Source organism: Flavobacterium glycogeni (assembly GCF_048286775.1).
GTDB lineage: Bacteria > Bacteroidota > Bacteroidia > Flavobacteriales > Flavobacteriaceae > Flavobacterium.
In genome coordinates this window covers 220,752-246,913 of record NZ_JBLVPV010000004.1, presented here as the reverse complement: position 1 = coordinate 246,913, position 26,162 = coordinate 220,752, and the positions used below count along the sequence as shown (strand labels likewise).

Annotated in this window: 19 protein-coding genes and 1 pseudogene; 7 read left to right on the top strand and 13 right to left on the bottom strand. The window is 34.2% G+C overall.

The window, feature by feature from the left end; genetic code table 11:
* Positions 1-119 precede the first annotated feature (119 nt).
* Complete coding sequence (locus ACNQGX_RS18345; RefSeq protein ID WP_470303503.1) at positions 120-260, top strand: transposase; 141 nt, start codon at positions 120-122, stop codon at positions 258-260.
* A gap of 177 nt (positions 261-437) precedes the next feature.
* On the opposite strand, the gene ACNQGX_RS05235 is transcribed toward ACNQGX_RS18345, so the two are convergent.
* Entirely contained in the window at positions 438-1,121 is a 684-nt protein-coding gene (locus ACNQGX_RS05235) for a class I SAM-dependent methyltransferase (RefSeq protein ID WP_417974665.1), read from the bottom strand.
* Between the two features lie 173 nt (positions 1,122-1,294).
* On the opposite strand from ACNQGX_RS05235, the gene pafA reads away from it, so the two are divergent.
* The gene (pafA, locus tag ACNQGX_RS05230) at positions 1,295-2,911 is read left to right on the top strand and encodes an alkaline phosphatase PafA (RefSeq protein ID WP_417974663.1); all 1,617 of its coding nucleotides are present in this window, start codon (positions 1,295-1,297) and stop codon (positions 2,909-2,911) included.
* A 55-nt stretch (positions 2,912-2,966) separates the two neighbouring features.
* Here the strand turns inward: pafA and lysA are convergent, their stop codons facing one another.
* Positions 2,967-4,187 (bottom strand): diaminopimelate decarboxylase, encoded by a 1,221-nt coding sequence (lysA, locus tag ACNQGX_RS05225; RefSeq protein ID WP_417974661.1) that lies wholly within the window; start codon positions 4,185-4,187, stop codon positions 2,967-2,969.
* Between the two features lie 230 nt (positions 4,188-4,417).
* Between lysA and ACNQGX_RS05220 the strand changes: the two genes are divergently transcribed.
* Both ACNQGX_RS05220 and ACNQGX_RS05215 read left to right on the top strand, forming a co-directional pair.
* Positions 4,418-6,550, top strand: coding sequence for a TonB-dependent receptor (locus tag ACNQGX_RS05220; RefSeq protein ID WP_417974659.1), 2,133 nt, complete (start codon positions 4,418-4,420; stop codon positions 6,548-6,550).
* Between the two features lie 59 nt (positions 6,551-6,609).
* Positions 6,610-7,728, top strand: a complete 1,119-nt coding sequence (locus ACNQGX_RS05215) for a PepSY-associated TM helix domain-containing protein (RefSeq protein WP_417974657.1) — start codon at positions 6,610-6,612, stop codon at positions 7,726-7,728.
* A gap of 109 nt (positions 7,729-7,837) precedes the next feature.
* Here the strand turns inward: ACNQGX_RS05215 and ACNQGX_RS05210 are convergent, their stop codons facing one another.
* Both ACNQGX_RS05210 and gltB read right to left on the bottom strand, forming a co-directional pair.
* Complete coding sequence (locus tag ACNQGX_RS05210; RefSeq protein WP_417974655.1) at positions 7,838-9,292, bottom strand: glutamate synthase subunit beta; 1,455 nt, start codon at positions 9,290-9,292, stop codon at positions 7,838-7,840.
* A 2-nt stretch (positions 9,293-9,294) separates the two neighbouring features.
* Entirely contained in the window at positions 9,295-13,812 is a 4,518-nt protein-coding gene (gene gltB / locus ACNQGX_RS05205; RefSeq protein WP_417974653.1) for a glutamate synthase large subunit, read from the bottom strand.
* A gap of 430 nt (positions 13,813-14,242) precedes the next feature.
* On the opposite strand from gltB, the gene sucC reads away from it, so the two are divergent.
* Both sucC and ACNQGX_RS05195 read left to right on the top strand, forming a co-directional pair.
* The gene (gene sucC, locus ACNQGX_RS05200; RefSeq protein WP_417974650.1) at positions 14,243-15,436 is read left to right on the top strand and encodes an ADP-forming succinate--CoA ligase subunit beta; all 1,194 of its coding nucleotides are present in this window, start codon (positions 14,243-14,245) and stop codon (positions 15,434-15,436) included.
* 234 nt (positions 15,437-15,670) lie between these two features.
* Positions 15,671-17,236: a protein adenylyltransferase SelO gene (locus ACNQGX_RS05195; RefSeq protein ID WP_417974648.1), complete on the top strand. Its 1,566-nt coding sequence runs from the start codon at positions 15,671-15,673 to the stop codon at positions 17,234-17,236.
* A gap of 30 nt (positions 17,237-17,266) precedes the next feature.
* Here the strand turns inward: ACNQGX_RS05195 and ACNQGX_RS05190 are convergent, their stop codons facing one another.
* From ACNQGX_RS05190 to ACNQGX_RS05170, 5 genes are all read right to left on the bottom strand, one after another.
* The gene (locus ACNQGX_RS05190; RefSeq protein WP_417974646.1) at positions 17,267-17,788 is read right to left on the bottom strand and encodes a hypothetical protein; all 522 of its coding nucleotides are present in this window, start codon (positions 17,786-17,788) and stop codon (positions 17,267-17,269) included.
* 108 nt (positions 17,789-17,896) lie between these two features.
* Positions 17,897-18,361 carry a DUF1456 family protein gene (locus ACNQGX_RS05185; RefSeq protein ID WP_417974677.1) on the bottom strand — a complete coding sequence of 155 codons (465 nt, stop codon included), beginning with the start codon at positions 18,359-18,361 and terminating at the stop codon, positions 17,897-17,899.
* 58 nt (positions 18,362-18,419) lie between these two features.
* The gene (locus tag ACNQGX_RS05180) at positions 18,420-19,451 is read right to left on the bottom strand and encodes an aminotransferase class I/II-fold pyridoxal phosphate-dependent enzyme (protein WP_417974644.1); all 1,032 of its coding nucleotides are present in this window, start codon (positions 19,449-19,451) and stop codon (positions 18,420-18,422) included.
* A gap of 6 nt (positions 19,452-19,457) precedes the next feature.
* Complete coding sequence (locus tag ACNQGX_RS05175; protein ID WP_417974642.1) at positions 19,458-20,468, bottom strand: dipeptide epimerase; 1,011 nt, start codon at positions 20,466-20,468, stop codon at positions 19,458-19,460.
* Positions 20,469-20,519: 51 nt separating this feature from the next.
* On the bottom strand, positions 20,520-21,341 hold the full coding sequence (locus tag ACNQGX_RS05170) for an alpha/beta hydrolase (protein ID WP_417974640.1): 822 nt from the start codon (positions 21,339-21,341) through the stop codon (positions 20,520-20,522).
* 56 nt (positions 21,342-21,397) lie between these two features.
* On the opposite strand from ACNQGX_RS05170, the gene ACNQGX_RS05165 reads away from it, so the two are divergent.
* Positions 21,398-21,799: an excinuclease ABC subunit B gene (locus ACNQGX_RS05165; protein WP_417974638.1), complete on the top strand. Its 402-nt coding sequence runs from the start codon at positions 21,398-21,400 to the stop codon at positions 21,797-21,799.
* On the opposite strand, the pseudogene ACNQGX_RS05160 reads toward ACNQGX_RS05165, so the two are convergent.
* From ACNQGX_RS05160 to uvrB, 4 genes and pseudogenes are all read right to left on the bottom strand, one after another.
* Positions 21,796-22,011, bottom strand: a pseudogene (locus ACNQGX_RS05160) (UvrB/UvrC motif-containing protein); the annotation flags it as partial. The gene ACNQGX_RS05165 and the pseudogene ACNQGX_RS05160 sit on opposite strands and share 4 nt — an antisense overlap.
* Before the next feature lie 20 nt (positions 22,012-22,031).
* Positions 22,032-23,480: an amidase gene (locus ACNQGX_RS05155; RefSeq protein ID WP_417974636.1), complete on the bottom strand. Its 1,449-nt coding sequence runs from the start codon at positions 23,478-23,480 to the stop codon at positions 22,032-22,034.
* A 72-nt stretch (positions 23,481-23,552) separates the two neighbouring features.
* Positions 23,553-24,041, bottom strand: a complete 489-nt coding sequence (locus ACNQGX_RS05150; RefSeq protein ID WP_417974634.1) for a Crp/Fnr family transcriptional regulator — start codon at positions 24,039-24,041, stop codon at positions 23,553-23,555.
* 110 nt (positions 24,042-24,151) lie between these two features.
* On the bottom strand, positions 24,152-26,143 hold the full coding sequence (uvrB, locus tag ACNQGX_RS05145) for an excinuclease ABC subunit UvrB (RefSeq protein ID WP_417974632.1): 1,992 nt from the start codon (positions 26,141-26,143) through the stop codon (positions 24,152-24,154).
* Positions 26,144-26,162 lie beyond the last annotated feature (19 nt).

Sequence of the window (26,162 nt, the reverse complement as noted above, 5' to 3'; positions counted from 1 at the left end):
ATAACAATGATAAACAGATTGCCATGACTAAATTGGCTCATTGGTACAGAAAAATTGAAGAATCTGGCTTTAAAAACTTCAACATCCTCCTCAATACCATAACTTTTAATTACCAATGAATTTTAAACTTTTTTGACAATCGAAGTACAAATGCATCGGCAGAATCTTTTAACGCCAAAATAAAAGCATTTAGAAGTCAATTTAGAGGTGTAAGAAAGATAGATTTCTTCTTATTCAGATTATCCAACCTTTTTGCGTAATCCCCAACTTTTGAACTTGATCCGAAAAAATTAAGGGATTAATATGTAATTGATATTTTACTTTTTTATCCTTATTTGCATAGCATAATCATAAGGATCAAGTTGGGTAAATGATATTTTATCCCGTTTTACAAATTTAAAATAGTGATATATTTTTTCTTTTGTAAATCTTTGTGACTAAAATCTTTCTTTTGTGGCTGTAAAACTATCTTTGGCATCAGTTATTACAGTCATTCCCATTTTCTGATACGATAGTTCTTGTTTTTTTCTTGTATTCTCGTTGTCAATATAACAGGCTCCAATTAAAATTTCTCCATTAGCATTCAGCATTTTATAGGCAAAGGTGAAAATAGTATCAAATTTTTCATTTTTTGATAAATCAATTTTTTCGGATAATAAATTATAATTTTCAAAAGGGAAGTTTTCAGGATAAAAATTGCCTGCCGTAAACCAAGTTGTAATGATCAAATCATACTGCTTTTGTAATTGATTTAATTTTACAGCATCTAAACAATAAACAGTCACTTTATCTTCAATATTTAATTCATTTGCTGCGTTACGTGATAAATTAACACATGTTTCGGCATTATCAGTACCGTCAAAGAATTTAACCATATTCCACATTTCGGGAATTGCACTTAAATGTTTTACTATTCTAGCATTACCAATTCCGATGTCTAAGATGGTTATTGGACTTCCTTTTTTAAGGTATATTTCCGCAATTACTTTCTTTAGTTCTATAAATTCCGCCCATTGTGCCTGTAATAATTCTTCTGATAAATAATTTTCATCGAATGATTTTTGAGCAGTATTTTTATTATCATACATTTCCATAATTACTTTATTTAGAAATCTACTCAAATTTAGTCTTTCATTTTGCAATTGCAAGTAAAATATTCGCTTGCAATTTTTAATTAACTTTAGGCATGTTTTTTTGATGGGTTAAGAATAGATTAATTTATTATCCTGAAGTATTTGTTCAGAGTTTGATTAAACTTTATGTTGTATTTTTGTTTTCAATATAAAAATATAATATGAAAAAAATTATTTTGTTTTTGGCATTTATTATGTCTTTGAACTCACAAGCTCAGCAACGCCCTAAATTAGTGGTGGGTATAGTGGTAGACCAAATGAAAATGGAATATCTATATCGTTTTTCAGATGATTTTTCTGCGAATGGTTTTAAAAGATTAATGAATAATGGGTATACATTTCATAACATGCATTACAATTATGTGCCCACTTATACTGCACCAGGTCATGCGAGTATTTATACTGGAGCAATCCCTTCTACTCATGGTATTGTGGGGAATGATTGGTTTAATAAAGCTATAGGAAAAGATATGTATTGTACAGATGACGCTTCTGTAAAAACAATAGGTGATGGTACAGAAAAGGAGGGAGCAATGTCTCCAAAAAACTTGCTAAGTACTACCATTACTGATGAGTTGCGAATGGCGACAAATTTTAAAGGAAAAGTAATCGGCATGAGTTTGAAAGATCGTGGCGCTATTTTGCCAGCGGGACATTTTGCTAATTGGGCATTTTGGTATAGTAAGACTGGAGCCTTCATTTCTAGTACTTTTTATGGTTCGACATTACCAACTTGGGTTACAGAATTCAACCAAGAAAAGCGATATATGAACTATATCAATACAGGTTGGGATTTGTTGAAGCCTGGTGCTACTTATAACGAAAGTCTTTCTGACGATAATCCATATGAAGGGAAATTAGATAAAGCAAACCCGCCTATTTTCCCGTATGATTTAAGTAAGATATACAAAGAAAAAGGCGCTGATGTTTTGCGTACGACACCTTTTGGGAATGATATTTTGGCTGAATTAGCGATGAAAGCTATAGAAAAAGAAGATCTAGGGAAAGATGATGTTACTGATTTTCTTACTGTTAGTTTTTCTTCAACGGATTATGTAGGACACACTTTTGGACCGCGTTCGATGGAGTTACAGGATACTTATTTGCGTTTAGATCAAACTTTGGCTCAGTTTTTAAGCTATTTAGACAAAACTGTTGGAAAGGATAATTATTTACTTTTTTTAACTGCGGATCACGCTGGAGCTGAAAATCCAAATTATCTAAAAGATAATAAATACAATGTAAGAAATATTCCTTTAAAAGACATTGTTGAAGCATTAAAAAAACATTCTAACGAAACGTTTGGTGCTGATTTAATATTGGATTATTCTAACTTTAATCTTTTTTTCAATAAAGAAATAATAAAACAAAAAGGGGTAGAATTGACGAAAGTGAAGCAAAGTTTCAAAGACTTTTTGATGACCCAAGAACAAGTTAAAAGAGTGTACACTGAAGAAGAAATTTTAGCATCTTCTGGGGATGACTATTTTTTAAGTTTTATTTCAAAGGGCTTCGATCCAAAACAAAATGGCGATATAGTTATACTTGATAAAACGGGTTACATGCAATACCAACCTACCGGAACTACTCACGGATCACCTAACAGTTATGATACCCACGTACCGTTACTTTTTTATGGATGGCAAGTGCCAAAAGGAGAATTGCACACTAAAAAATACATTACTCAAATTGCACCTACGCTTTCGCAAATGTTGAAGATTCCATTTCCTAATGGAACTGAATCTGAAGTTTTGGAAACGTTGTTAGATAAAAAATAAATAGTATTGTCATTATAAAAAAAAATCCCATTTTTGCAAATGGGATTTTTTTGTTTTAAACAGTTGAGGCTGATACCGGCAACGGAATTTGGTTTCTTAACAAATCTTCAAAGGTTTCATGTGCTCTGATTAAATGTCCTTCACCATTTAGCCATAATACTTCGGCTGGTTTGTATCTGGAATTGTAGTTTGATGCCATGGAGAAACAATATGCTCCAGCATTTCTAAAACATAAAATATCGCCTTCTTTTATTTCTGCTATTTTTCTATTATTGGCAAAAGTGTCGGTTTCACAAATGTATCCTACTACGGAGTAAAAACGTTCTTTTCCTTTTGGGTGTGATATGTTTTCGATATGATGTTGTGAACCATAAAACATTGGTCTAATCAAATGATTAAAGCCACTATCTATTCCTGCAAAAACCGTTGAAGTAGTTTGTTTAACGACATTAACTTTAGCCAAAAAGAAACCTGCTTCACTTACTAAAAATTTCCCTGGTTCAAATATTAAGGTTAATTCTTTTCCGTATTCGGCACAAAAAGCATTGAATCTTTTGGATAATTTTTTGCCTAGTTCTTCAATGTCAGTTTCGATATCATCTTTTTTGTAGGGCACTTTAAATCCGCTTCCAAAATCTAAAAACTCAAGGTTTTTAAAGTTTTTAGCAGCATCAAATAGTATTTCGGCAGCATATAAAAATACTTCGATGTCTAAAATATCAGAACCGGTATGCATATGGATCCCAACAATATTCATTTTTGTATTTTCAACAATACGAACCAAATGAGGTAATTGGTGAACAGAAATGCCAAATTTACTATCAATATGACCGACAGATATATTTGCATTTCCGCCTGCCATCACATGAGGATTTATTCTAATGCAAACCGGAACGTTTGGATGTTTTGTGCCAAACTGTTCTAAAATGGATAAATTATCAATATTAATTTGAACCCCCATTGCATTTACTTCTTCAATTTCTTCAAGAGAAACACCATTTGGAGTATAAAATATTTTTTCTGGTTCATAGCCGGCATGAAGCCCTAATAATACTTCTTGAATGGAAACAGTATCTAACCCTGATCCCATTTCTTTTAATAACTGAAGTATAGCAACATTCGACAAAGCCTTCATAGCATAATTGATGCGCAACTTATCTACCTTAGAAAAAGCTTTTGTTAATCTATTGTATTGAGATTGTATTTTTTCGGCATCATAAACGTATAATGGACTGCCAAATTGTTCTGCTAATTGTACTAAGTCTTTTGATTGCATGATTATTAATTTTGAGCAAATTTATTATTCTTTATTTAGTCCCACAAGCTAATAAATGAATTCTAACAAATTGTAACAAAAAGTTATAAAACAAACATTTTATTAATATCTAAAATAGTGCAAAAAATATTATTAATAAAGTGTGAATATAATTTTTATTTAGAATGAATAAAAATTATATTTGCAAAATAAAATAAGCCAAAATTAAAAATATAATAGAAACCGCCCTTATGAACAGAAAGAGAATAATTTATTTACTTGTTTTGATACCTTTTTTTGGATTTGCACAGGAAAAAATTAATGAAGTAGAAAAAGTTACCGAATTGGATGATATCATAATAACTGCCAGCCGTAAAAAAGAGAGTATAAAGGAAGTAACTTCCTCAGTGACCATTGTTGGAGAAAAAAAGATTCAAAACCAGTCATTGGTTAATTCAAACATTGCTAGTATTTTACAATATACCGTTCCTGGTTTGGCAACTTCTAGTAACCAAACTTCAAATTATGGACAAACCTTGAGAGGAAGACCATTCTTGGTTATGATAGACGGAATACCACAATCAACGCCTTTGCGAAATGGGGGAAGAGATCTTCAGGTTATCGATCCGGCTTCAATTGAAAGAATTGAAGTTATCAAAGGAGCCACGTCAATTTATGGAAACGGTGCAGATGGAGGAATTATCAATTACATAACGAAGAAGAATCATAAGGACAAAATTATTATGGGCTCGGTTGCATCTAGTTTTACAACACAACCTGCTTCTTTTGATGAAACTCTGGGCTTCAGAACTTCGATTTCTTTAAACGGAAAACACAATCGTTTTGACTATGTTTTGGGCTTAACCCATGAGCAAACAGGATTATTAAAGGATGCTAATTCCGTGAACATTTCTCCAACCTATAGTTTGGCGAATATGAATACCTATAATGGATTGATTAAAATTGGTTATGCACTATCCGAAAACCAAAGAATTGAGGCATCGTATATAGGTTATGCATCAAAATCGTTTTTGAATCAAGACGTACAAATCGGCAAATGGGGAGTGACTCCTACCATTGGGATAGCAGCAGCAGATAGATTAGGAACTCCAGAGGGAACTCCAAGAAATCATAATTTGAGGTTGAGCTACTCTAATTCTAGTATCTGGAATGGAACTTCACTAAGTGTAAATGCTTATTCACAAGACTTTAGAACTGTTTTTTACTATGATAAAATACAATTCCTTAACGGAGGACAATCCAACGTAAAGTCAAATAAAATAGGACTTAGAGCAAACCTTGACTCTCGGCTTTTTTCTGCAGAAAATTACAAAGCCGATTTAATTTACGGAATAGATTTACTTCAAGATGCCACGGTACAAAAATTGGAAGACGGTCGTTTTTGGACTCCTCAAATGAATATGCAGAACACAGCCCCATTTGCGTTGATTAAATTGGATGCATGGAATAAAGTTACATTAAAAGCAGGTGCTCGATATGAAAATATTAAAGTTGAAGTTGACGATTTTAATACACTTTCTATATTAAACACAAAAACAAATACATACACTCCAAGTATTTTTGTTGAAGGTGGTAATTTAGAATACAATGCGCTGGTTTGGAATGTAGGAGTTCGATATAATGTTTTGCCTGCATTAAATGTTTTCTCGAGCTATTCCCAATCGTTTTCCATTAATGAAATTGGAAGAATATTAAGAAGTGCAACCACAAGTGTTGTTTCAAAATTACCGACATATCCCATAATAGTGAATAACTACGAAGTTGGATTAGCCGGATCACCAAAAAGATGGTTTAATTATGAAGTAACAAGCTTTTGGAGTACTTCAAGACTAGGGGCATCCTCGGTTCAAAATCCTGATGGTTCTTATGCTATGCAACGCGCTCCTGAATATATTTGGGGTTATGAGGCAATTGTCAATTTCAAGCCTTTGGATTATCTAAGTTTTGGCGGTGCATTTGCTTGGATAGAAGGAAAAGTTGACAATAATAATGACGATGCTTATGAAAAATACATTAATGGTTCTCGTATAATGGCGCCAAAAGTGACGGGTAATATTCAAGCTCAGCCTTTGAAAAATTGGAGCATCGAGTTAAATACGTTGCATAATTTTGAAAGAGACCGATTCAGCTCAGATCCAGCAACAAATAAATATAGTTTTAATGAAGGGCCAGTGAAAAAATATACTATTTTTAATTTTAGTAGTTCGTATGTAATTAACAAACATATTAAAACAGCATTTGGTGTTGAGAATTTATTTAACAAAGATTATTCTCCAAATATTGCATGGTGGATGGCGAGAGATCAAGATTATGTGAAATCACCGGGAAGAAGAGCCACATTACAAATACAGTATAGCTTTTAGCCTCTAATTTTTTAAAAAAGTCGATGCTAAAGTTGCAGTTTTAACCTTTTATACTTGTAATGAAATTAAAAAAAACAATTCGGAAATTGCATCTTTGGCTCGGCTTGGCTTCAGGGATTATCCTATTTATAGTAGCCGTAACGGGTTGTATTTATGTTTTTGAAGAAGAGATAACAAGCTATACCCAACATGATTTTGATTATGTAAATGCGCAAAATTCAGGTCGTGTGCCACTTGATGTTGTTATTGATTCTTTCAAGAAAAACCATGCGGAAAATAAGTTGCTTTTTATTAAACAAAAGGAGAGTGTTCCCAATGCAACAATTGTTTTGGGAGATAAAAAAATCCAAGTTGCCTATAATCCCTACAACGGGAAGGAAGTAATGTCTCTGGATAGTAAAGATTCGTTTTTTGCCATAATTTTAGAGATTCATCGTTCGTTACTTTTAGGTGATATTGGTAAAAATATAATTGGAGTTTCGACTTTTATATTCCTTTTTATGTTGATTTCAGGTTTGGTTTTGTGGTTTCCAACCAATTTTAAAAAACTGAAATCTTATTTTACCATAAGTGATAAGTCTGCCAAAAGATTGAATTTTGATTTGCATAGAATTGGAGGTTTTTACGCTTCTTTTATTCTGGTTTTTATAGCAAGTACAGGTTTGTTTTTTTCGTATGATTTTGTAAAAAAAGCTGTGTATGCAGTTACCAATAGTAAACCGTACACCAAATGGGGACCAAATTCGGGAATGCCAAAATCGACGGAAACAGACATTGCTGCAATTTATGCACAAATACAGAAAGAATATCCCAATTGCATAGAGTCAAATATTTATTATCCTAAAGAAAGTGACGGGACCATTCGTGTTAAATTGAAATATGCATACGAGTATATCCCAAAATATAATACCTTTTTTGTAGATCAATTTTCGGGAAAAATTGTGCAAACAGATTTAGATAAAAACGCATCGATGGCAGAGAAAGTTAAAAACTCAATTTTCGGTATTCACACAGGTTCTATTTTTGGAATTTCGGGTAAAATAATTGCCTTTTTGGTTGTTCTAATAGCTGCAAGTTTACCTGTTACGGGTTTTATAATGTGGAGAAGGAAACAAAAAGCAAAATCGAAACAAATCAAACCAAATGATTTTATCTATAAATCAATTGTTGAAAATTAGGTAGATCGTTATTCTTAATTCGTCAAGTCTGTTTACAAATTGACTGTAATTAAAAATCCCCTTTGAAAAATATTATTTTTCAAAGGGGATTACTTATTTCTATCAAATACTACAAACTTGGCAAATCTCCTTTGCCTTTTGTTGGCAAATTGGTGTAACCCATTAAGTATAAGTCAACTTCTCTAGCGGCTTCTCTGCCTTCGGATATAGCCCAAACGATTAAGGATTGTCCTCTTCTCATATCACCAGCAGTAAATATATGAGGAACATTTGTTTGATAATTCGTTGCTTTATAATTGCTTCTCATATCAATTTCCAATCCCAATTGGTCGCTTAATGTTTTTTCAGGACCTGTAAAACCAAGGGCTAATAAAGCCAAATCACATGGCCATATTTTTTCTGAACCTTCTTTTTCTATTAGCTCTGGTCTTTGTCCTGGTGTCATTTTCCAAGCTACTTCAACCGTTTTCAAACCAACAAGTTGGCCGCTTTCATTAGAAAGAAATTCTTTGGTATTAATCAACCAATTTCTATTACAACCTTCTTCATGCGAAGAAGATGTCTTTAGTTGCAACGGCCAAAAAGGCCATGGCGTTGTTTCGCTTCTTCCCACGGGAGGTTTTGGCATGATTTCAAAATTGGTAACTGATTTTGCTCCATGTCTGTTGGATGTTCCCACACAATCCGATCCGGTATCTCCACCACCAATTACGATTACGTCTTTTCCGGTTGCTTTAACTTGATCCGCAATTGTTTCGCCGTACAAAACTTTGGTTTGTTGTGTCAAGAAATCCATAGCTTGAACCACGCCTTTGCTATCAGCACCTTTGGTTGGCAAACCTCTTCTTTCGGTAGCTCCACCGCATAATACAATAGAATCAAAAACATTCAATTCCTCAACACTGTAATTTACGCCAACGTTTACATTGGTTTTAAAAACGATACCTTCGGCTTCTAATACTTTTACACGACGGTCTATAATTCCTTTTTCTAATTTAAAATTTGGAATTCCATAACGTAATAACCCACCAATTGCATTGTCTCTTTCAAAAACGTTAACGGTATGTCCAGCACGATTCAACTGTTGAGCAGCGGCCAATCCTGCAGGACCAGATCCAATTACGGCAACTGTTTTTCCAGTTCTCACTTCTGGTGTTTGTGGTTTGATCCAACCTTCGGCAAAACCTCTTTCGATAATGTTCTTTTCGATATTTTCGATAGCTACTGGCTCACTGATAATTCCTAATACACATGACTTCTCACAAGGCGCAGGACATAAGCGACCAGTAAACTCTGGAAAGTTATTAGTTGATTGTAAAATCTTCAAGGCACTTTCCCATTCTTCTTGATGTACCATGTCATTAAAATCAGGAATTAAATTTCCTAAGGGACATGAACTATGACAAAAAGGAATCCCACAATCCATACATCTTGAACCTTGCTCTTTGATCTTATCTTTTGCTAACGGAATTCTAAACTCATTATAATTTGATACTCGTTCTAGAACAGCAACATTATTTTCGTCGGTTCTATTATATTCTTTAAATCCACCTATCTTGCCCATAACTATAGTGCTATTAGTTCTTCAATTTGCTTTTCCTCTGATATTCTTTGCAATGCTTTTTTGTAATCGGTTGGCATTACTTTGATAAAATGCTTTTGTTGGTTTTCCCAGTCTTCCAAAATTCTTTTTGCCAAAGGACTGTTGGTGTACATAGAATGATTTTTTATCAAACGTCTCAGTTTAGTAAAATCATCTTTTTCTAATGTTTCAAAAGCGACCATTTCCATATTGCATAATGTAGCATCGAATTTTTTATTTGGATCAAAAACATAAGCAATACCACCGCTCATTCCAGCTGCGAAATTTCTTCCGGTTTTTCCTAGTACCACAACAGTTCCACCTGTCATGTATTCACATCCGTGATCTCCAATTCCTTCTACAACTGCAGTTGCTCCAGAATTTCTAACTGCAAAACGTTCTCCAGCCATACCATTAATATATGCCTCACCAGTAATTGCTCCATAAAGCGCTACGTTACCAATGATGATATTTTCTTCTGGTTTGAAAGTAGCGGTAGGAGGGACTTTGATAATCAATTTTGCGCCAGAAAGTCCTTTTCCTAAATAATCATTGCAATTTCCGTGGATTTTAAAAGACAATCCGTTGGTTGCAAAAGCACCAAAACTTTGCCCGGCCGAACCTTCAAAGTCAACCAAAATAGTGTCTTCTGGCAATCCTTGTGCACCATATATTTTTGAAATCTCATTACTCAGAATAGCTCCAACAGAGCGATCCGTATTTTTAATTTTGAAATTAACCCTAGTTCTTTCTTTTCTGTAAATAGAAGGAATAGCCGCTTTTATAATTTCAAAATCAAGAACATTTTCTAATGCGTGATCTTGGGTTGTTGTATTATGATTAGGAACGTATTTTGCTTTTTCTGGTTTATATAAAATAGAAGACAAATCTAATCCACTTGCTTTATAATGTTTGATCGCTTTATTGACATTCAATTTTTGAGATTGTCCCACCATTTCTTTAAGGGTTCTAAAACCTAGTTGAGCCATTATTTCTCTTAACTCTTCAGCAATAAAATACATGAAGTTGATGATGTGTTCTGGCGTTCCCTTGAAATTTTTTCTCAATTCAGGATCTTGTGTGGCAATACCAACCGGACACGTATTCAAGTGACAAGCCCTCATCATGATACAACCTGATGCCACTAATGGCGCTGTTGCAAAACCAAATTCTTCTGCACCAAGCAGAGCGGCAATTGCTACATCACGACCTGTTTTCAATTGTCCGTCACATTCTAATACCACACGACTTCTTAAATCATTTAAGATTAAAGTTTGTTGTGCTTCGGCAAGTCCAAGTTCCCAAGGAATTCCGGTATGTTGCAACGAAGTTAATGGCGCAGCTCCTGTTCCTCCATCGTAACCAGAAATCAAAATCACGTCGGCTTTTGCTTTGGCAACACCGGCAGCGATAGTTCCAACACCTACTTCCGAAACTAATTTTACGTTTACTCTTGCCTCACGATTGGCATTTTTTAAATCAAATATCAATTGTGATAAATCTTCAATAGAATAAATATCGTGATGCGGAGGAGGAGAAATAAGCCCAACATAAGGCGTTGAATTTCTTACTGCTGCAATCCAAGGCACTACTTTTTCTCCAGGTAATTGTCCGCCTTCTCCAGGTTTTGCACCTTGAGCCATTTTTATCTGAATCTCTTTGGCATTGGTCAAATAGTTGATAGACACCCCAAATCTTCCTGAAGCCACTTGTTTAATAGCACTATTTCTAGAATCTCCATTTAAGTCTTTTTGGAAACGTCTTGAATCTTCTCCACCTTCTCCAGAATTACTTTTTCCGCCAATTCTATTCATGGCAATAGCCAAGTTTTCATGGGCTTCCTGACTGATTGAACCATAAGACATGGCACCAGTTTTGAATTTTTTTACAATTTCTGTCCAAGGTTCCACTTCGTCAATAGATATAGGATCAAGATTATTAAATTCAAATAATCCCCTGATTGTCATTAAGTTTTCGCTTTGGTCATTAACCATATTGGAGTATTCCTTATAACTTTCCGGACTGTTTAAACGAACCGCTTGTTGTAATTTAGATATTGTTGTTGGGTTAAACATGTGTTTTTCCCCGTTTCTTCTCCATCGGTAAATACCTCCAATTTCTAATGGCAATAAACTGGCAACTTCAGAATTTGGAAATGCTTTTTGGTATCTTTTTTTGATTTCTTTTTCCACTTCCATCAAACCAATTCCTTCAATTCTGGAAGGCGTATAAGGGAAATATTTAGAGGTGAATGTTTTATTTAATCCTAAAATTTCAAAAATTTGTGCAGCTCTATACGAATGTAATGTAGAGATGCCAATTTTATTCATGATTTTTAGAATCCCTTTTGCAATCGCTTTGTTGTAATTTTTTACGGCAGAATCCGCTTTTACATTGGTGATAAAACCTTGTTTCACTTGATCGTGAATGATTTCATTTACCATGTATGGATTGATTGCGCTTGCGCCATAACCAAACAATAAGGCAAAATGATGTGGTTCACGAGGTTCGGCAGATTCGATTATGATTCCGAATTTTGAACGTGATTTTAGAATATTCAAGGAATGATGAATGTACGAACAAGCCAATAACATTGGTATAGGCGCCATTTCTTCGCTCACGCCTCTGTCTGAAAGGATAACAATATTATGTCCTTCAGAAACTGCTTTAAAAGTTGCTTGTACACATTTTTCCAAAGCGCGTTCCAAACCATTTACCCCTTTTTCAATTGGATATAAAGTAGAAATAGTAACCGATTTGAAATCGGCATGATCGATATTTTTTATTTTATCTAAATCCTCATTGGAAATAACCGGATTTTGAATTTTTAGTTTTTTACAATGTTTCGGAACAATATCAAAGATGTTATAATCACCACCAATTGCTAAACTAATATCAGTAATAATTTCTTCACGAATACCGTCCAATGGCGGGTTGGTAACTTGAGCAAATAATTGTTTGAAATAGTTATATAGCAATTGTGGCTGATGCGATAAAACTGCTAGCGGAGTATCGTTACCCATAGAGCTTAATGCTTCTGCACCTTCAGCGCCCATTGGATTTATGATTGTTTTTAAATCTTCAATCGTATATCCAAATAAACGTTGTCTGGTTTCGAAATCAATTTTCTCAACCGGAATTGGATTATCAGTATAAGGAATTTGAGCTAACTGCAATAAATTTTCATCTAACCATTGTTTGTATGGTCGTTTAGTTACAACTGAATTTTTTATCTCATCATCTTCAATAATTCGACCTTCGTTCATGTCAACCAGAAACATTTTTCCGGGTTCCAATCGACCGTGTTGTATCACATCTTCTGGTTTAATGTCTAGAACACCAATTTCTGATGACATAATTACAAAACCACTTTTGGTCAATGTATAACGGGAAGGACGCAATCCGTTTCTATCCAATAAAGCACCAATCACATTCCCATCTGTAAACGGAATAGAAGCTGGCCCATCCCATGGTTCCATGATACAGGCATTGTATTCGTAAAACGCTTTCTTGTCTTCCGACATGGTTTGGTGTTTTTCCCAAGCTTCAGGAACTACCATCATCATGGCTTCCGGCAAAGAACGTCCAGTCATCAATAATAATTCGATAACCATATCCATAGAAGCCGAATCGGATTTTCCTTCTAATATGATTGGGAATAATTTTTTGATATCATCTCCAAACACATCACTTTTCATCAGTTCTTCTCGAGCACGCATACGGCTAATGTTTCCGCGAAGGGTATTTATTTCGCCATTGTGACACATGTATCTAAACGGTTGTGCCAGTTCCCATGACGGAAAAGTATTAGTCGAGAAACGCTGGTGAACCAAGGCTAATCTGGTTACCAAGTCATCATCTAACAAATCAGTATAATACCTGCTGATATCCTCAGGCATCAACAGTCCTTTGTATATAATAGTGGTAGTGGAAAAACTAGAAAAATAGAACTTATGACTTTCTGAAATTCTAGAATTTATAATAATATGTTCCGCTATTTTTCTTGCAGCAAACATTTTGGCGTTGAATTGTTGTTCGGTAAGATCCAAACCATTTTTACCCACAAATACTTGTTTCACGGTTGGTTCTTTTTCGGCTGCAATTTGACCTAAATTAGATACATCAACAGGAACGTCTCTCCATCCTAAAATGCTTAAATTTTGGTCTTTTATGGAAGCTTCAAAAGTTGATTTACAGAAAGAAACCTGGTTGATGCTTTTTGGCATAAAAACCATTCCTACTGCATATTCTCTAGTTTCCGGAATTTTGAAATCGCAAACTTTCTTAAAAAAATCATGAGGAATATCAAATAGTATTCCTGCTCCATCTCCCGTTCTTCCATCTGCACTTACAGCTCCACGATGCTCTAGTTTTATTAAGATATCGAGTGCTTTATGTATGATGTCATTTGACTTGATTCCATTCAAATTACAAATAAATCCTGCGCCACAGTTGTCGTGTTCAAATTCCGGCAAATAAAGGCCTTGTTCTTTAACTCTCATGCTGATATTTTTTTTATACAAAAATAAAGATTTCGTTAAATATAATACATCAAAAATGCGGTATAGGCTATATTTTTATGGTAAAAGAATAAAAAGGTTGAATAAAAATCAATACTATCATTTAAATACCTTGAAATTGATGATTTGACAATTCGATTTATTTTTAAATGAATAAAACAGTAATAATAGGCTACAAATAGCCCTTTTTGTTAGTACTATTTCAATCGTTGTAGTAGTTTTTGTTTCTCAAATTCTGTATAGTATCACATCATAAAGAATTGAAAAAGGCATGCATAAATTTCATTTATTTTCTACCTAATGTGATCTTAGTTTTAAATAGGAAAAAAGATTTCTCTATTTAGATGAATTTTGCTATTTTTGTGCCACTTTTATTCTGAAATAAATTCAGAATCCAGACAAATTCTATATTATGAACATACACGAATATCAAGGAAAAGAGATTTTAGCTAGCTACGGAGTTCGCATTCAACGCGGAATTGTTGCTAATAGTCCAGTAGAAGCGGTTGCTGCTGCAAAACAATTAACTACCGAAACGGGTACAAGTTGGTATGTTGTAAAAGCCCAAGTTCATGCAGGTGGACGTGGAAAAGGTGGTGGAGTGAAGCTTGCCAAAAATTTACAACAAGTAGAAGAGATTTCAGAGCAAATCATCGGAATGCAATTGATTACACCTCAAACTTCTGCTGAAGGTAAAAAAGTACACAAAGTTTTAATCGCTGAAGATGTTTATTATCCTGGTGAAAGTGAAACTTCTGAGTTTTATGTTTCTGTATTATTGAATAGAGCTACAGGTCGTAACATGATTATGTATTCTACTGAAGGTGGAATGGATATTGAAGAAGTTGCGGAACACACTCCTCATTTAATTTTTACGGAAGAAGTTGATCCTTCTGTTGGATTACAAGGTTTTCAAGCAAGAAGAATTGCTTTTAACTTAGGTCTTTCTGGAAATGCTTTCAAAGAAATGGTGAAGTTTATCGATTCTTTATACAATGCATATATTGGATCTGATGCTTCGATGTTTGAAATCAACCCGGTTTTAAAAACATCTGACAATAAAATTATGGCTGTAGATGCTAAAGTAAATATCGATGATAATGCTTTATACAGACAAAAGAAATATGCTGATATGCGTGACGTTCGTGAGGAAAACCCAATCGAAGTTGAAGCAAAAGAAGTAGGTTTAAACTATGTTGATCTTGACGGTACTGTAGGATGTATGGTGAATGGAGCTGGTTTGGCTATGGCAACTATGGATTTAATCAAGTATGCTGGTTTTGAGCCTGCTAACTTCCTTGACGTAGGTGGAACTGCTGATGCAAAACGTGTTGAAACTGCTTTCCGTATTATCTTAAAAGATCCAAACGTAAAAGCGATTTTAATTAATATTTTTGGTGGAATCGTTCGTTGTGACCGTGTGGCGCAAGGAGTTGTTGATGCTTACAAAAATATGGGTGATGCTATAAATGTGCCAATCATTGTTCGTTTACAAGGTACTAATGCAGCAATCGCAAAAGAATTAATTGATAATTCAGGAATGCCAATTTTATCTGCTGTTGAATTTCAAGAAGCGGCTGATCAAGTAACGGCAGCGCTTTCTTAATTAGAAAATTGTTATATATATTTAGAAATCCTGTTCGCTACGGCGAACAGGATTTTTTTGTGGAATAAATTTATACTGTCGATGAAACTATAAATTGAGTTTTTGGTGTTTATAAATAAAATGATTTGGTTATAAAATAAAGTTATCATAAGAATTCAATTATGTGTACGATATCGAATATCTTTACATTCTGCTAGTCTTAATTATTTCTATTTTATAGTAATCTGCTACCAAATGAAACTTCATATACAAAATAATTTTATAAACGAATTACCTGCTGATCCCAATGAAAGCAATATGCCGAGACAGGTTCAGCAAGCTTGTTATTCGTTTGTGTTACCCAAAAAACCTTCAAATCCTTCACTAATTCACGCTTCAATTGAAGTAGCAAATGCTATTGGTCTTTCTCCTGAGGATATACTTTCAGCTGATTTTTTAAATACTTTTTCAGGAAACACCGTTTTTCCAAACACGAAACCGTATGCTTTGAGTTATGCCGGACATCAATTTGGTAATTGGGCAGGGCAATTAGGAGATGGTCGTGCCATCAATCTTACCGAAGTGGTTCATGAAAATAATACCTACACTTTACAACTAAAAGGGGCAGGGCCTACACCATATTCCCGTACAGCCGATGGTTTTGCAGTTTTGCGTTCTTCTATACGAGAGCATTTGTGTGCCGAAGCGATGCATTATTTGGGTGTTCCAACAACACGGTCGCTTTCACTAATGCTTTCTGGCGATCAAGTACTGCGTGATGTATTGTATAATGGAAATCCTGCCTCCGAAAAAGGTGCAATCATTTGTAGAGTGGCTCCTTCTTTTATCCGTTTTGGTAGCTTTGAATTGTTTGCTTCTCGGAAGGATTATGTTAATCTCAAATTATTAGCTGATTTCACCATCAAACATCATTTTCCTCATATCCAAGGAGAAGGCGTCGAAAAGTATTTGGACTTTTTTAAAGAAGTAACCCAGACTACATTGAACATGATTGTGCATTGGCAGCGTGTTGGTTTTGTTCATGGAGTTATGAATACGGATAATATGTCTATTCACGGCATCACTATTGATTACGGACCTTACGGTTGGTTGGAAGATTATAATTCCAGTTGGACTCCAAATACAACGGATAGCCAGCATAAAAGATACCGTTTTGGCAATCAACCAGAAATTGCGCTTTGGAATCTGTATCAATTGGCAAACGCTTTGTTTCCTTTGATAAAGGAAGCGAAACCGCTGGAAACTATTTTAGATGCTTTTAGTGCGGATTACGAAAAGGAGTATTTGAATATGATGCAAAATAAGCTTGGTTTCCAAATCAAAAAAGAACAAGATGTAGTTTTGATTCAGAGTTTGACTCAATTGTTGGAACGAGTAGAAACTGATATGACTATTTTCTTTAGAAACCTAAGTATTGTTACCAAAGGTGATACCGCAATAACAGCTTTCAATACCATAAAAGACGCCTTTTATAATGAAAAGGATTTAGATGAAACGATCTTGAAAGATTGGCACGATTGGTTTGAGAAGTACACTATTCGAATCAATGAAGAAACACTGTCGGATTATGAAAGAAAAGATCAGATGAATAAAGTGAATCCAAAATATGTATTGCGAAATTATATGGCACAATTGTGTATTGATGACGCGGACAAGGAAGATTATACTTTGCTAAACGAATTATTTGAAATGCTTAAAAATCCGTATGACGAACAACCGAATTTGCAAAAATGGTTTGCCAAAAGACCCGATTGGGCCAGAGATAAAGTAGGATGTTCTATGTTAAGCTGTAGTTCTTAAATTGGATTTAAACATTATTAAAAATAGAATCTATTTAACACCAATTGCTTCATGACCTCTTATTAAAATCTTATTTTTATTTTCTAAATTCTCTTTGGTTTTTCCCAAGATGTTAATGATGTCAAATTTAATATCGCTTTTTCTTAAATTATAAAATGTTTCTGAATTGGTGACTTCAACTTCTAAAATATAGTTTCGGTCCACTTTGAAAGTCTCAATATTGTTTTTTATTAATGCACCATTTACCATATAAATGACATCGTTGCTTTTTATTTTGGTAAATTCAGATTTAATTTGTTCCAAACTTATAAAATCATATTTCTTAGGATTTTTGGAAGTAATGTAAATTTGACCATGATATACAGCACCATTTATTGTGGTGTCCTTTTTGATAACATTCACAGATTCTATTTCATTTGGGTCGATGTATTCCATTGAATTTGTCGAAACTAATTTTGAATCAATAAACATGGCTGGTTCTTCAGCTTTATTGTTTTGTCCAAAAAATAGGGTAGTAACAAATAATATAGCGAAGGTTAGAATACATTTCATTTTTGAAAGGATAAATTAGTAATGATGAATAAATGTACAGAAAATCCTGAGTGAAAGCTCAGGATTTTTTGTTTAATTTTGTAGAGACGTACAGATTTGCACATCTTGCTATTTTTTATTCTTACCGAAATTAAATTTCACTTTTTCCACTATTTGAACTTTTGGAGTTCCTTTTGTAAATTGCTTTTTGAACGGTTTCTTAGCAGCAGGCTTAGATTTTGATGGACTTTCATCACCTCTTGATTTTTCTTCGTCTCTTGGTTTTGCTTTAAATTCTGCTCTTTCAGAAGTTCCTTCTTTTACAGGAATTTGAGCTTTGTGTTTGGCTAAAACATCATTTGGATTTTTTGGATTTTCTTTAGTTCCACGCAAGTGAATTACCAATGCATTTAGGAAATTACGCAACACTTGGTCGCCACATTCCATATAATTTTCATGTTTTTCATCACGGAAAAAAGCACCCAATTCTGATTTAGTGATTCTAAAATCCACCAATTCTAATATTTCAACTATTTGATCGTCACGTAACATTAATGCTACACGAAGTTTTTTAAAGATATCGTTGTTTGTCATCATATTCTAATTTTTTACAAAGGTACGGTTAAAAAGCAATTGCACCACAATTTTCGATTTAGAATTGATTTAGGTTCAGAATGTGAATTATTTTATCCAAATCTTCTTTTTTGTGATTGGCAGTAATTACAATTCGATTTAAACCCTTGGTGTCTGTTGGATATTTAAAATTAGTCACTATGATTTTATTCGCAGTGAAAATTTCATTTAGTCCTTCGATTTCTGGATAAATTAGCGGATAATTGGGGTCAAAATGTACTGCTTTATTTTTAATCAAATGAGTATTAATGTAGTTTAAATTGTCTTTTAATTTTTGATGCTGTTGCAAATAAATGGCTGCTGCATCTGCCATAGTTTGGACAAATGCCGCATTCATCCCGGCACTGGAAACAAATGTATCGTGAGTTGTAATCTGATTAATAAATTCGGAATCACTGGCAATTACGCCTCCTGTCAATCCAAAAGCTTTACCCAAAGACGCTATCATGATTTTTCTTTTAATATTGGGCAGATTGATTGTTGAATAAATCCCGCAACCATTCGTTCCCAAAATTCCGAGTGAATGCGATTCGTCAATAACCAAAGTAATTTCTTTATTGGAAGGAATCGAATTTAGAATAGAAAGATCGATAGGTTTTACATGAAATGACGGAACAGAATCAGTTAGAATCGTGATTTTTTCAGTTACGTTATCCAGCAAACGAGGATTTAATTCATTTCCAATAAAAACAGGCAGACTATTTGGCACTTTGATAGCAGTATGCGTATCAGGAAGATGAAAAAAGCAATCGGTTTCAGGTGTTAACGCTTCGAGAACTAATTTCCCCGCCAACATGCCGGAAGAAAGGGTAAGTGTATCATCAGCTTTGATGTAATTAGCTAAAAATCGTTCACCGTTTTCGTAGGCGGTTAGTTGAATGTTTGCACTTCTCGAACTCCCATATGCTGTTCCCCACTGCAAAATATTTTTGAGGAGCAGTTTTTGGAATTCGGGATGCGTTGGTAAACCCAAATAAGCTGTTCCTCCAAAATAGAGGTATTCTTCATTTTCGATTTCAATTATTCGGTCTGGAAACTGGTTGACTTTCATTTAAAACTACATTAAAGTTACACCGGTTCCATTGATTTCAGAATAGCTTATTTTACCAAAATCTATTGTTATTCCAGTGGCAATATCTTCAGCCAAAAGCAATGCGCCGTCCATATCTACATAATCCAGTTGCGGTAATAAATGAGCAATCGCAGATATTCCAACCGTTGATTCGGTCATACAACCCACCATAGTTTTTAAACCTAATTTCTTGGCTTCCTGAATCATTCGTCTTCCGGGAGTTAGTCCGCCACATTTTACTAATTTGACATTCACTCCATGAAAATGATGGAGACATGTGGCGACATCTGTCTCAATAATACAACTTTCGTCTGCTATTATTGGCAAAACCGAATGTTTGAAAACTTCTTTGTGTCCTTCCCAATTGTCTGCTTTCATGGGTTGTTCCAAGAATTCCACACCCAGTTTTTTCAGTTCAACAGCATTGTTTATGGTTTCTTCAACTCCCCAACTACAATTAGCATCAATTCTAAAAATGGCATTTGTATGTTTTCGAAGTTCTGTAACAATGGCGATGTCTTCTTTAGTCCCTAATTTTATTTTATAAATCGGCCAAGGCAGTTCCTTCATTTTTGCCACCATTTTTTCTATGGATGCAATTCCAATCGTGTAATCAGTTAATGGATTTTTCTCAGTAGTATAATTCCACAATTCGTATAATTTCTTTCCTTTTTTATGAGCATACAAATCTGTATATGCCATATCCAAAGCGCACAATGCAAACATGTCGTCTTTTAAATAAGGGTGAATCTTTGACCAAAAAGCTTCCGGAGTTTCATCTGTAGTGGTTTCGATTATGGTGCGAATTTTTTCCAAATCCTGCATCATCACCGGAACTGTTGTCTTGTAATAAGGATTAGAAGTTGCTTCGCCAAAACCTGAAAAACCATCACTATTTAACTCCACAATCAAAGAAGGCTGAAAGTCGATCGATTCTCTGGAAATCGTGAAGGTATGTTTTAATTTGAGATTGTATTCTCTTAAGATTAGTTCCATTTGAATCTGATTTTTACACTTTAAATTAATGAGTTTCTTTAAATAGGAGGTTTAGTAACCAAGCCATAACACTGCTTTCACAAAACCATCGCGCCAGAGTTTTTCGTTGTGTTGCCCGCCTTTTACAATTTTCTTTTCATTCAAATTAAGGCAGTAACATCTATTTGAATTTAATAAATATTCCATTTTGTTCATATCCGAAACCATATCGTCACTTTCAGTATCGCCACATAGGAAATAGATTTTAGACTTTATCTTTTTGGATTTTTCAGTCAGATTATAAATGTCTTTACTGTACCAAAATGAAGGAGAAAATACACCTGCTTTTCCAAATATTTCAGGGTATTTTAAAATGGCATAATAGGAAGTAAGTCCGCCAAGGGAACTTCCCATAATGATGGTGTTTTTCTTGTCAGTTTTGGTTCTGTAGGTTTCATCTATTTTTGGTTTTAATGTTTTCACGATAAATTCTAAATAACTGTCCGCTTTTCCACCACCATATTTTTCGTTTTTAAAAGGCGTTAATTCATCGATTCGTTTGTCATTTCCATGTTCGATTCCTATAACAATAATTGGTGCTTTTAGGCTGTCCAGTTTTTCATCGACATTCCATTCACCCGAATAGGAAGTTGTAGCATCAAATAAATTTTGAGCATCATGCATGTAAATGACTGAGAATTTCTTTTTTGACGTTACATAATTTTCTGGCAAATACACCCAAATTTTCTTTGCCGTTTGAAGTTGTGGCGCTTCAATAGTAAAAGTAGAAACTTGTTTTGAAGCAGTGCTTTGTTTCGACTGTTCAGAGTCCTGAGCAGCAATTTTTACTATTGTAAAAAAGAAGAGAAGCAGTAGGAACTGTGGTCGAATCATTATTAGTTTTTGTGTTTTGATTTAAAAACAATATTTTAGCTAAAAATAATAATTTGATGAATACATTCGAAGAAAAGAGGAGTTTACTTTTGGAGATGATTGCTTTTTCCACTGTTGATGGATATTTGCATAAGAGAGAATATGATTTTTTAGCAATTATAGCTAATGAGTTGAGTTTCGAAATAGATGTTTTTAAAGATTTATTTCATCAGGAGTTACCACAATTACCGATTAAATCGGAGTTTTTACGCATTCAACAATTTTACAGATTGGCCTTGTTGATGTATTGTGATGGGATTTTGCATGAAAAAGAAACGACTGCTATTCTGCAAATAGCGATTGATATGGGACTTAATCCTATAGCTACAAAACGAATTCTTAAGTTGATGAATGAAGCGCCAAATGCAATTATTGATGGCGAGATTTTATTGAATGTTTTTCAGGAACAACATAATTAAGTCAATTGTCCTTGCAACGCTTTTATTTCATCACGTAATTTTGCCGCCTGCATAAAGTCCAATTCTTTAGCGGCTTTTTCCATGTTTTTTCGTTTTTCACGAATGCGTTTCTCAATATCATGTTTTGATAAATATTCTGTACCAGGTTCGGCTGCATTTGAAAGAGTATAGCCTAATTCATAATCGGCTAGAGGATTTTTGGTAAAGCGACTTCAATTAGCAACAGTATTTTTTATAATATTGGTTCTTCAAATCCATTTGTAAATCTTTCAAAATATTTTGCAATTTCGAGTAGTTTTTTATCATTCCATTTTTTGGAGTGAATTTGAATTCCGACGGGTAATCCGTTTCTCTTTTTTCCAATTGGAATTACAAGAATTGGATGCCCTGAAAATGCGGTTGTAAAATTGAATGAAGCCATCGCTTCTGTATAACCAACTTTTTTATTGTTTACCATAAATGACTTCCGTGTATTTTGGTGTGGGTAAGCTTCAAAAGAACAAACTGGCGTAATCCAAATGTCATATTTTGACAAAAAACCTTGATAAATAGCACTGAATTGATCTTTATAATCGATTGCTTTGGCGTAATTAATATTGCTAAGCCTTTGTCCTAAAGCCATACCTTTTGCCCATAAAAAATCTCTGTATTTTAGATAAATAAAGCCAAACATAAAACTTGCTAATAGCGGAACTTTGGGATTGTTAATTCCTATTTCAAAACCTATAATTTTCTGACATTCTAAATAAGCTCTTTTTTCATCGTAAATAGGGCTTTCTTCTTGAATATGATGTTCGGTGTTTTTAAGTTTATTGATGAAACCATTGAAAATAGTTAAGTATTCATTATCCACTTCGGTACTATTAATGGTTTCAGCATAAGCGATATTTAGTTTGTCTCCATTCCAAAAAGTTGAATTAAAATCTACATTGGGAATTTCAGGAAGTGGATGGTTTTTGAAATTGGTTAAAACTTGCATCATCAATAAAATATCCTCAACATTTTTTGCTAAAGGGCCTGGTGTAATAATATGTCTTCTTCCTTGAGGTTTTTTTGGATGTTTCAGATGCCCTCTATTTGAAAGTAAACCTTCAGTAGGTCTTAAACCGCAAATCCCATTAAAATGAGCTGGTACTCTTATTGAACCGCCGGCATCTGCTCCCAAATCTAGAGCTCCAAACCCAGAAGCAACAGCAACTGCAGTACCACCAGAACTTCCACCTGCAGCCCTATTTAAATCATACGGATTATTAGTTCTTCCGTTCCAGAAATTATTGCTTTGCCAATCGATACAATATAAAGCAACATTTGTTTTCCCAAGAATTATCGCGCCTGCTTCTTTCAGCCTTTTTACAAGTTCAGCATCTTCAGTTGCAACATAATTTCTCAACATTGGGTCTCCATTAGAAGTTTTTAAACCTTTAACTAAAAAACTGTCTTTTATATTTATCGGAATTCCGTGAAGTAAACCTAGTTTTTCTCCATTTGCAATTTGTAAATCCTTTTCTTTGGCTTCCTTGATAATTTCTTCTCGATCCCTTAACTGATAAATTGCATTAACTTTAGGATTATGTTTGTCGATCTGATTTAGAAAAGCTTCAGCTATTTCTACAACACTTATTTCTTTGGATTTAATTTTTTGACCAATATTTATAGCACTTTCAAATATAATGTTTTTCATTTCAAAAATTATTTTGACAAAGTTACGTCCATCTGAAATGATATCTTTTTGACATATATCAAAATCCTATATTTATTTTTCTGCTCTTATTCTACTCAATGTTTCTTGAGTGATCCCAATATAAGATGCTATATGTCCTAAGTTTACTCGTTGTAAAAGATTTGGAAACTTGACTGTAATTTTATCGTATCGTTCTTTTGCAGTGTGGAAAAGTAAATCTTCAATGCGTTCTGCAATATCAATATATATGTTTTCGAGAAAAATTCTAGCGTATTTTTCATAATGTGATTTCTCCGCAAGTAAATTTTGCCATTCGTTATAACTTATAAATGACAGAGAAGTATCTTCTAATAATTCAATGTTATATCTGCTTTTTTTCCTTTGAATAAAACTATCTATGGCTGTAATAGAAGTGTTTTCAACGGCAAAATGGGCAGTAATATCTTTACCGTCTTTATAATAATAGGCTCTGGCTAATCCTTTATGGATGATATAAATTTTGTCGCAAACTTCGCCTTCGGTGTGTAAAATATGTTTATTTGAAAATTCCTGAAAATTCATTAGCTTACTAATGTCTTGAAAAAATTCTGCAGAATGTTTGTCGGATAGGTTAAGTTTTTCAAATATCAATTTCGTTTCTTTTGGGTTAATATACAACTTTTAAAAAATAATTATACCAATTGTCCTTGCAACGCTTTTATTTCATCACGTAATTTTGCCGCCTGCATAAAGTCTAATTCTTTAGCGGCTTTCTCCATTGATTTACGTTTTTCTCGAATGCGTTTTTCAATATCTGGTTTTGATAAATATTCTGTGACAGGTTCGGCAGCAATTGAATTAGTATAGCCTAATTCATAATCTGCTAAAGGATTTTTGGTAAAGGCACTCTCGATTTTTTTATTTAAGGCTTGAGGCACCAAATTATTGGCAGTATTGTAATTAATTTGTTTGGTTCTGCGATAATTGGTTTCATCAATGGTTTTTTGCATGCTTGCCGTAATTTTATCCGCATACATAATTGCTTTTCCGTTCAGGTTTCTTGCAGCACGACCAATTGTTTGCGTAAGCGAACGATGACTTCGTAAAAAGCCTTCTTTATCTGCATCCAGAATGGCTACCAAAGAAACTTCGGGTAAATCCAAGCCCTCACGAAGTAAATTCACACCAATTAACACATCAAAAATTCCTTTTCGTAAATCTTGCATGATTTCGATTCGCTCTAATGTATCTACTTCAGAGTGAATATAGCGACAACGAATATTGACTTTGGTTAAATATTTGGCTAATTCTTCCGCCATTCTTTTGGTTAATGTCGTTACCAAAACACGTTCGTCAATTTCGGCTCGAACCTGAATTTCTTCAATTAAATCATCGATTTGGTTTAAACTTGGTCGGATTTCAATAATGGGATCCAATAATCCTGTCGGACGAATTACCTGTTCCACAACGACACCTTCGGTTTTTTGTAATTCATAATCAGCTGGTGTTGCCGAAACATAAATAACCTGATTTTGCATAGCTTCAAATTCTTCAAACTTCAAAGGACGATTGTCCATAGCTGCCGGAAGTCGGAAACCATATTCCACTAAATTTTCTTTTCGGCTTCTGTCTCCGCCATACATAGCACTAACTTGTGAAAGTGTTACGTGGCTTTCGTCTACCACCATTAAGTAATCTTTCGGGAAATAATCCAGCAAGCAAAAAGGTCTGGTTCCTGGTAAACGACCATCAAGGTAACGGGAATAATTTTCGATTCCGGAGCAATAACCAAGTTCGCGAATCATTTCCAAATCAAAATTGGTGCGTTCTTCCAATCGTTTTGCTTCTAAATGTTTTCCGATCTCCTTGAAATAATCGACCTGTTTTACCAAATCCTGTTGAATTTCCCAAATCGCACCTTGCAACACATCTGGCGAAGTCACAAACATATTAGCCGGATAAATCGTCAGTCTGTCAAATTTTTCGATTACTTGAGAATTCTTTGTGTCGAAACTTTCAATTTCCTCGATTTCATCACCAAAGAAATGGATTCGATACGCTTCATCCGCATAACTTGGATAAACATCTACTGTATCGCCTTTTATTCTGAAACTTCCGGGATTAAAATCGGCTTCAGTTCTGGAATATAAACTTTGCACCAGTTGATGCAATAATTTGGTTCGGGAAATGATTTGTCCTTTCTCAATTGGAATTAAATTTTTCTGAAATTCTATAGGATTTCCAATACCGTACAAACAAGAAACCGATGCCACAACTAAAATATCTCTTCGTCCTGAAAGCAACGAAGCAGTTGTTGACATTCGCATTTTTTCCAGTTCTTCATTGATGGATAAATCCTTTTCAATGAAAACACCGGTTACGGGCATAAAAGCTTCCGGTTGGTAGTAATCGTAGTAGGAAACGAAATATTCTACGGCATTATTAGGAAAAAATTGCTTGAACTCCGAGTACAATTGTGCCGCTAAAGTTTTGTTGTGTGCCAAAACCAATGTGGGTCTTTGGACTTCCTGAATCACATTGGCCACGGTAAATGTTTTTCCGGATCCGGTAACTCCTAATAAAGTTTGGAATTTATCACCATCAATAATCCCCTGAGTCAATTTTTCAATCGCTTGGGGTTGGTCGCCTTTCGGCTGGTAATCGGATACTACTTGGAAATTCATTTAATTAAGGGGCAAAGTT

Coding starts and splice junctions, on each gene's coding strand:
- ACNQGX_RS05170 (WP_417974640.1), bottom strand. CDS start 21,341: ATGATTCGACCACAGTTCCTACTGCTTCTCTTCTTTTTTACAATAGTA.
- ACNQGX_RS05195 (WP_417974648.1), top strand. CDS start 15,671: ATGAAACTTCATATACAAAATAATTTTATAAACGAATTACCTGCTGAT.
- gltB (WP_417974653.1), bottom strand. CDS start 13,812: ATGAGAGTTAAAGAACAAGGCCTTTATTTGCCGGAATTTGAACACGAC.
- lysA (WP_417974661.1), bottom strand. CDS start 4,187: ATGCAATCAAAAGACTTAGTACAATTAGCAGAACAATTTGGCAGTCCA.
- ACNQGX_RS05165 (WP_417974638.1), top strand. CDS start 21,398: ATGAATACATTCGAAGAAAAGAGGAGTTTACTTTTGGAGATGATTGCT.
- ACNQGX_RS05155 (WP_417974636.1), bottom strand. CDS start 23,480: ATGAAAAACATTATATTTGAAAGTGCTATAAATATTGGTCAAAAAATT.
- ACNQGX_RS05150 (WP_417974634.1), bottom strand. CDS start 24,041: ATGAATTTTCAGGAATTTTCAAATAAACATATTTTACACACCGAAGGC.
- ACNQGX_RS05210 (WP_417974655.1), bottom strand. CDS start 9,292: ATGGGCAAGATAGGTGGATTTAAAGAATATAATAGAACCGACGAAAAT.
- ACNQGX_RS05190 (WP_417974646.1), bottom strand. CDS start 17,788: ATGAAATGTATTCTAACCTTCGCTATATTATTTGTTACTACCCTATTT.
- ACNQGX_RS05215 (WP_417974657.1), top strand. CDS start 6,610: ATGAAATTAAAAAAAACAATTCGGAAATTGCATCTTTGGCTCGGCTTG.
- pafA (WP_417974663.1), top strand. CDS start 1,295: ATGAAAAAAATTATTTTGTTTTTGGCATTTATTATGTCTTTGAACTCA.
- sucC (WP_417974650.1), top strand. CDS start 14,243: ATGAACATACACGAATATCAAGGAAAAGAGATTTTAGCTAGCTACGGA.
- ACNQGX_RS05180 (WP_417974644.1), bottom strand. CDS start 19,451: ATGAAAGTCAACCAGTTTCCAGACCGAATAATTGAAATCGAAAATGAA.
- ACNQGX_RS05185 (WP_417974677.1), bottom strand. CDS start 18,361: ATGACAAACAACGATATCTTTAAAAAACTTCGTGTAGCATTAATGTTA.
- uvrB (WP_417974632.1), bottom strand. CDS start 26,143: ATGAATTTCCAAGTAGTATCCGATTACCAGCCGAAAGGCGACCAACCC.
- ACNQGX_RS05220 (WP_417974659.1), top strand. CDS start 4,418: ATGAACAGAAAGAGAATAATTTATTTACTTGTTTTGATACCTTTTTTT.
- ACNQGX_RS05175 (WP_417974642.1), bottom strand. CDS start 20,468: ATGGAACTAATCTTAAGAGAATACAATCTCAAATTAAAACATACCTTC.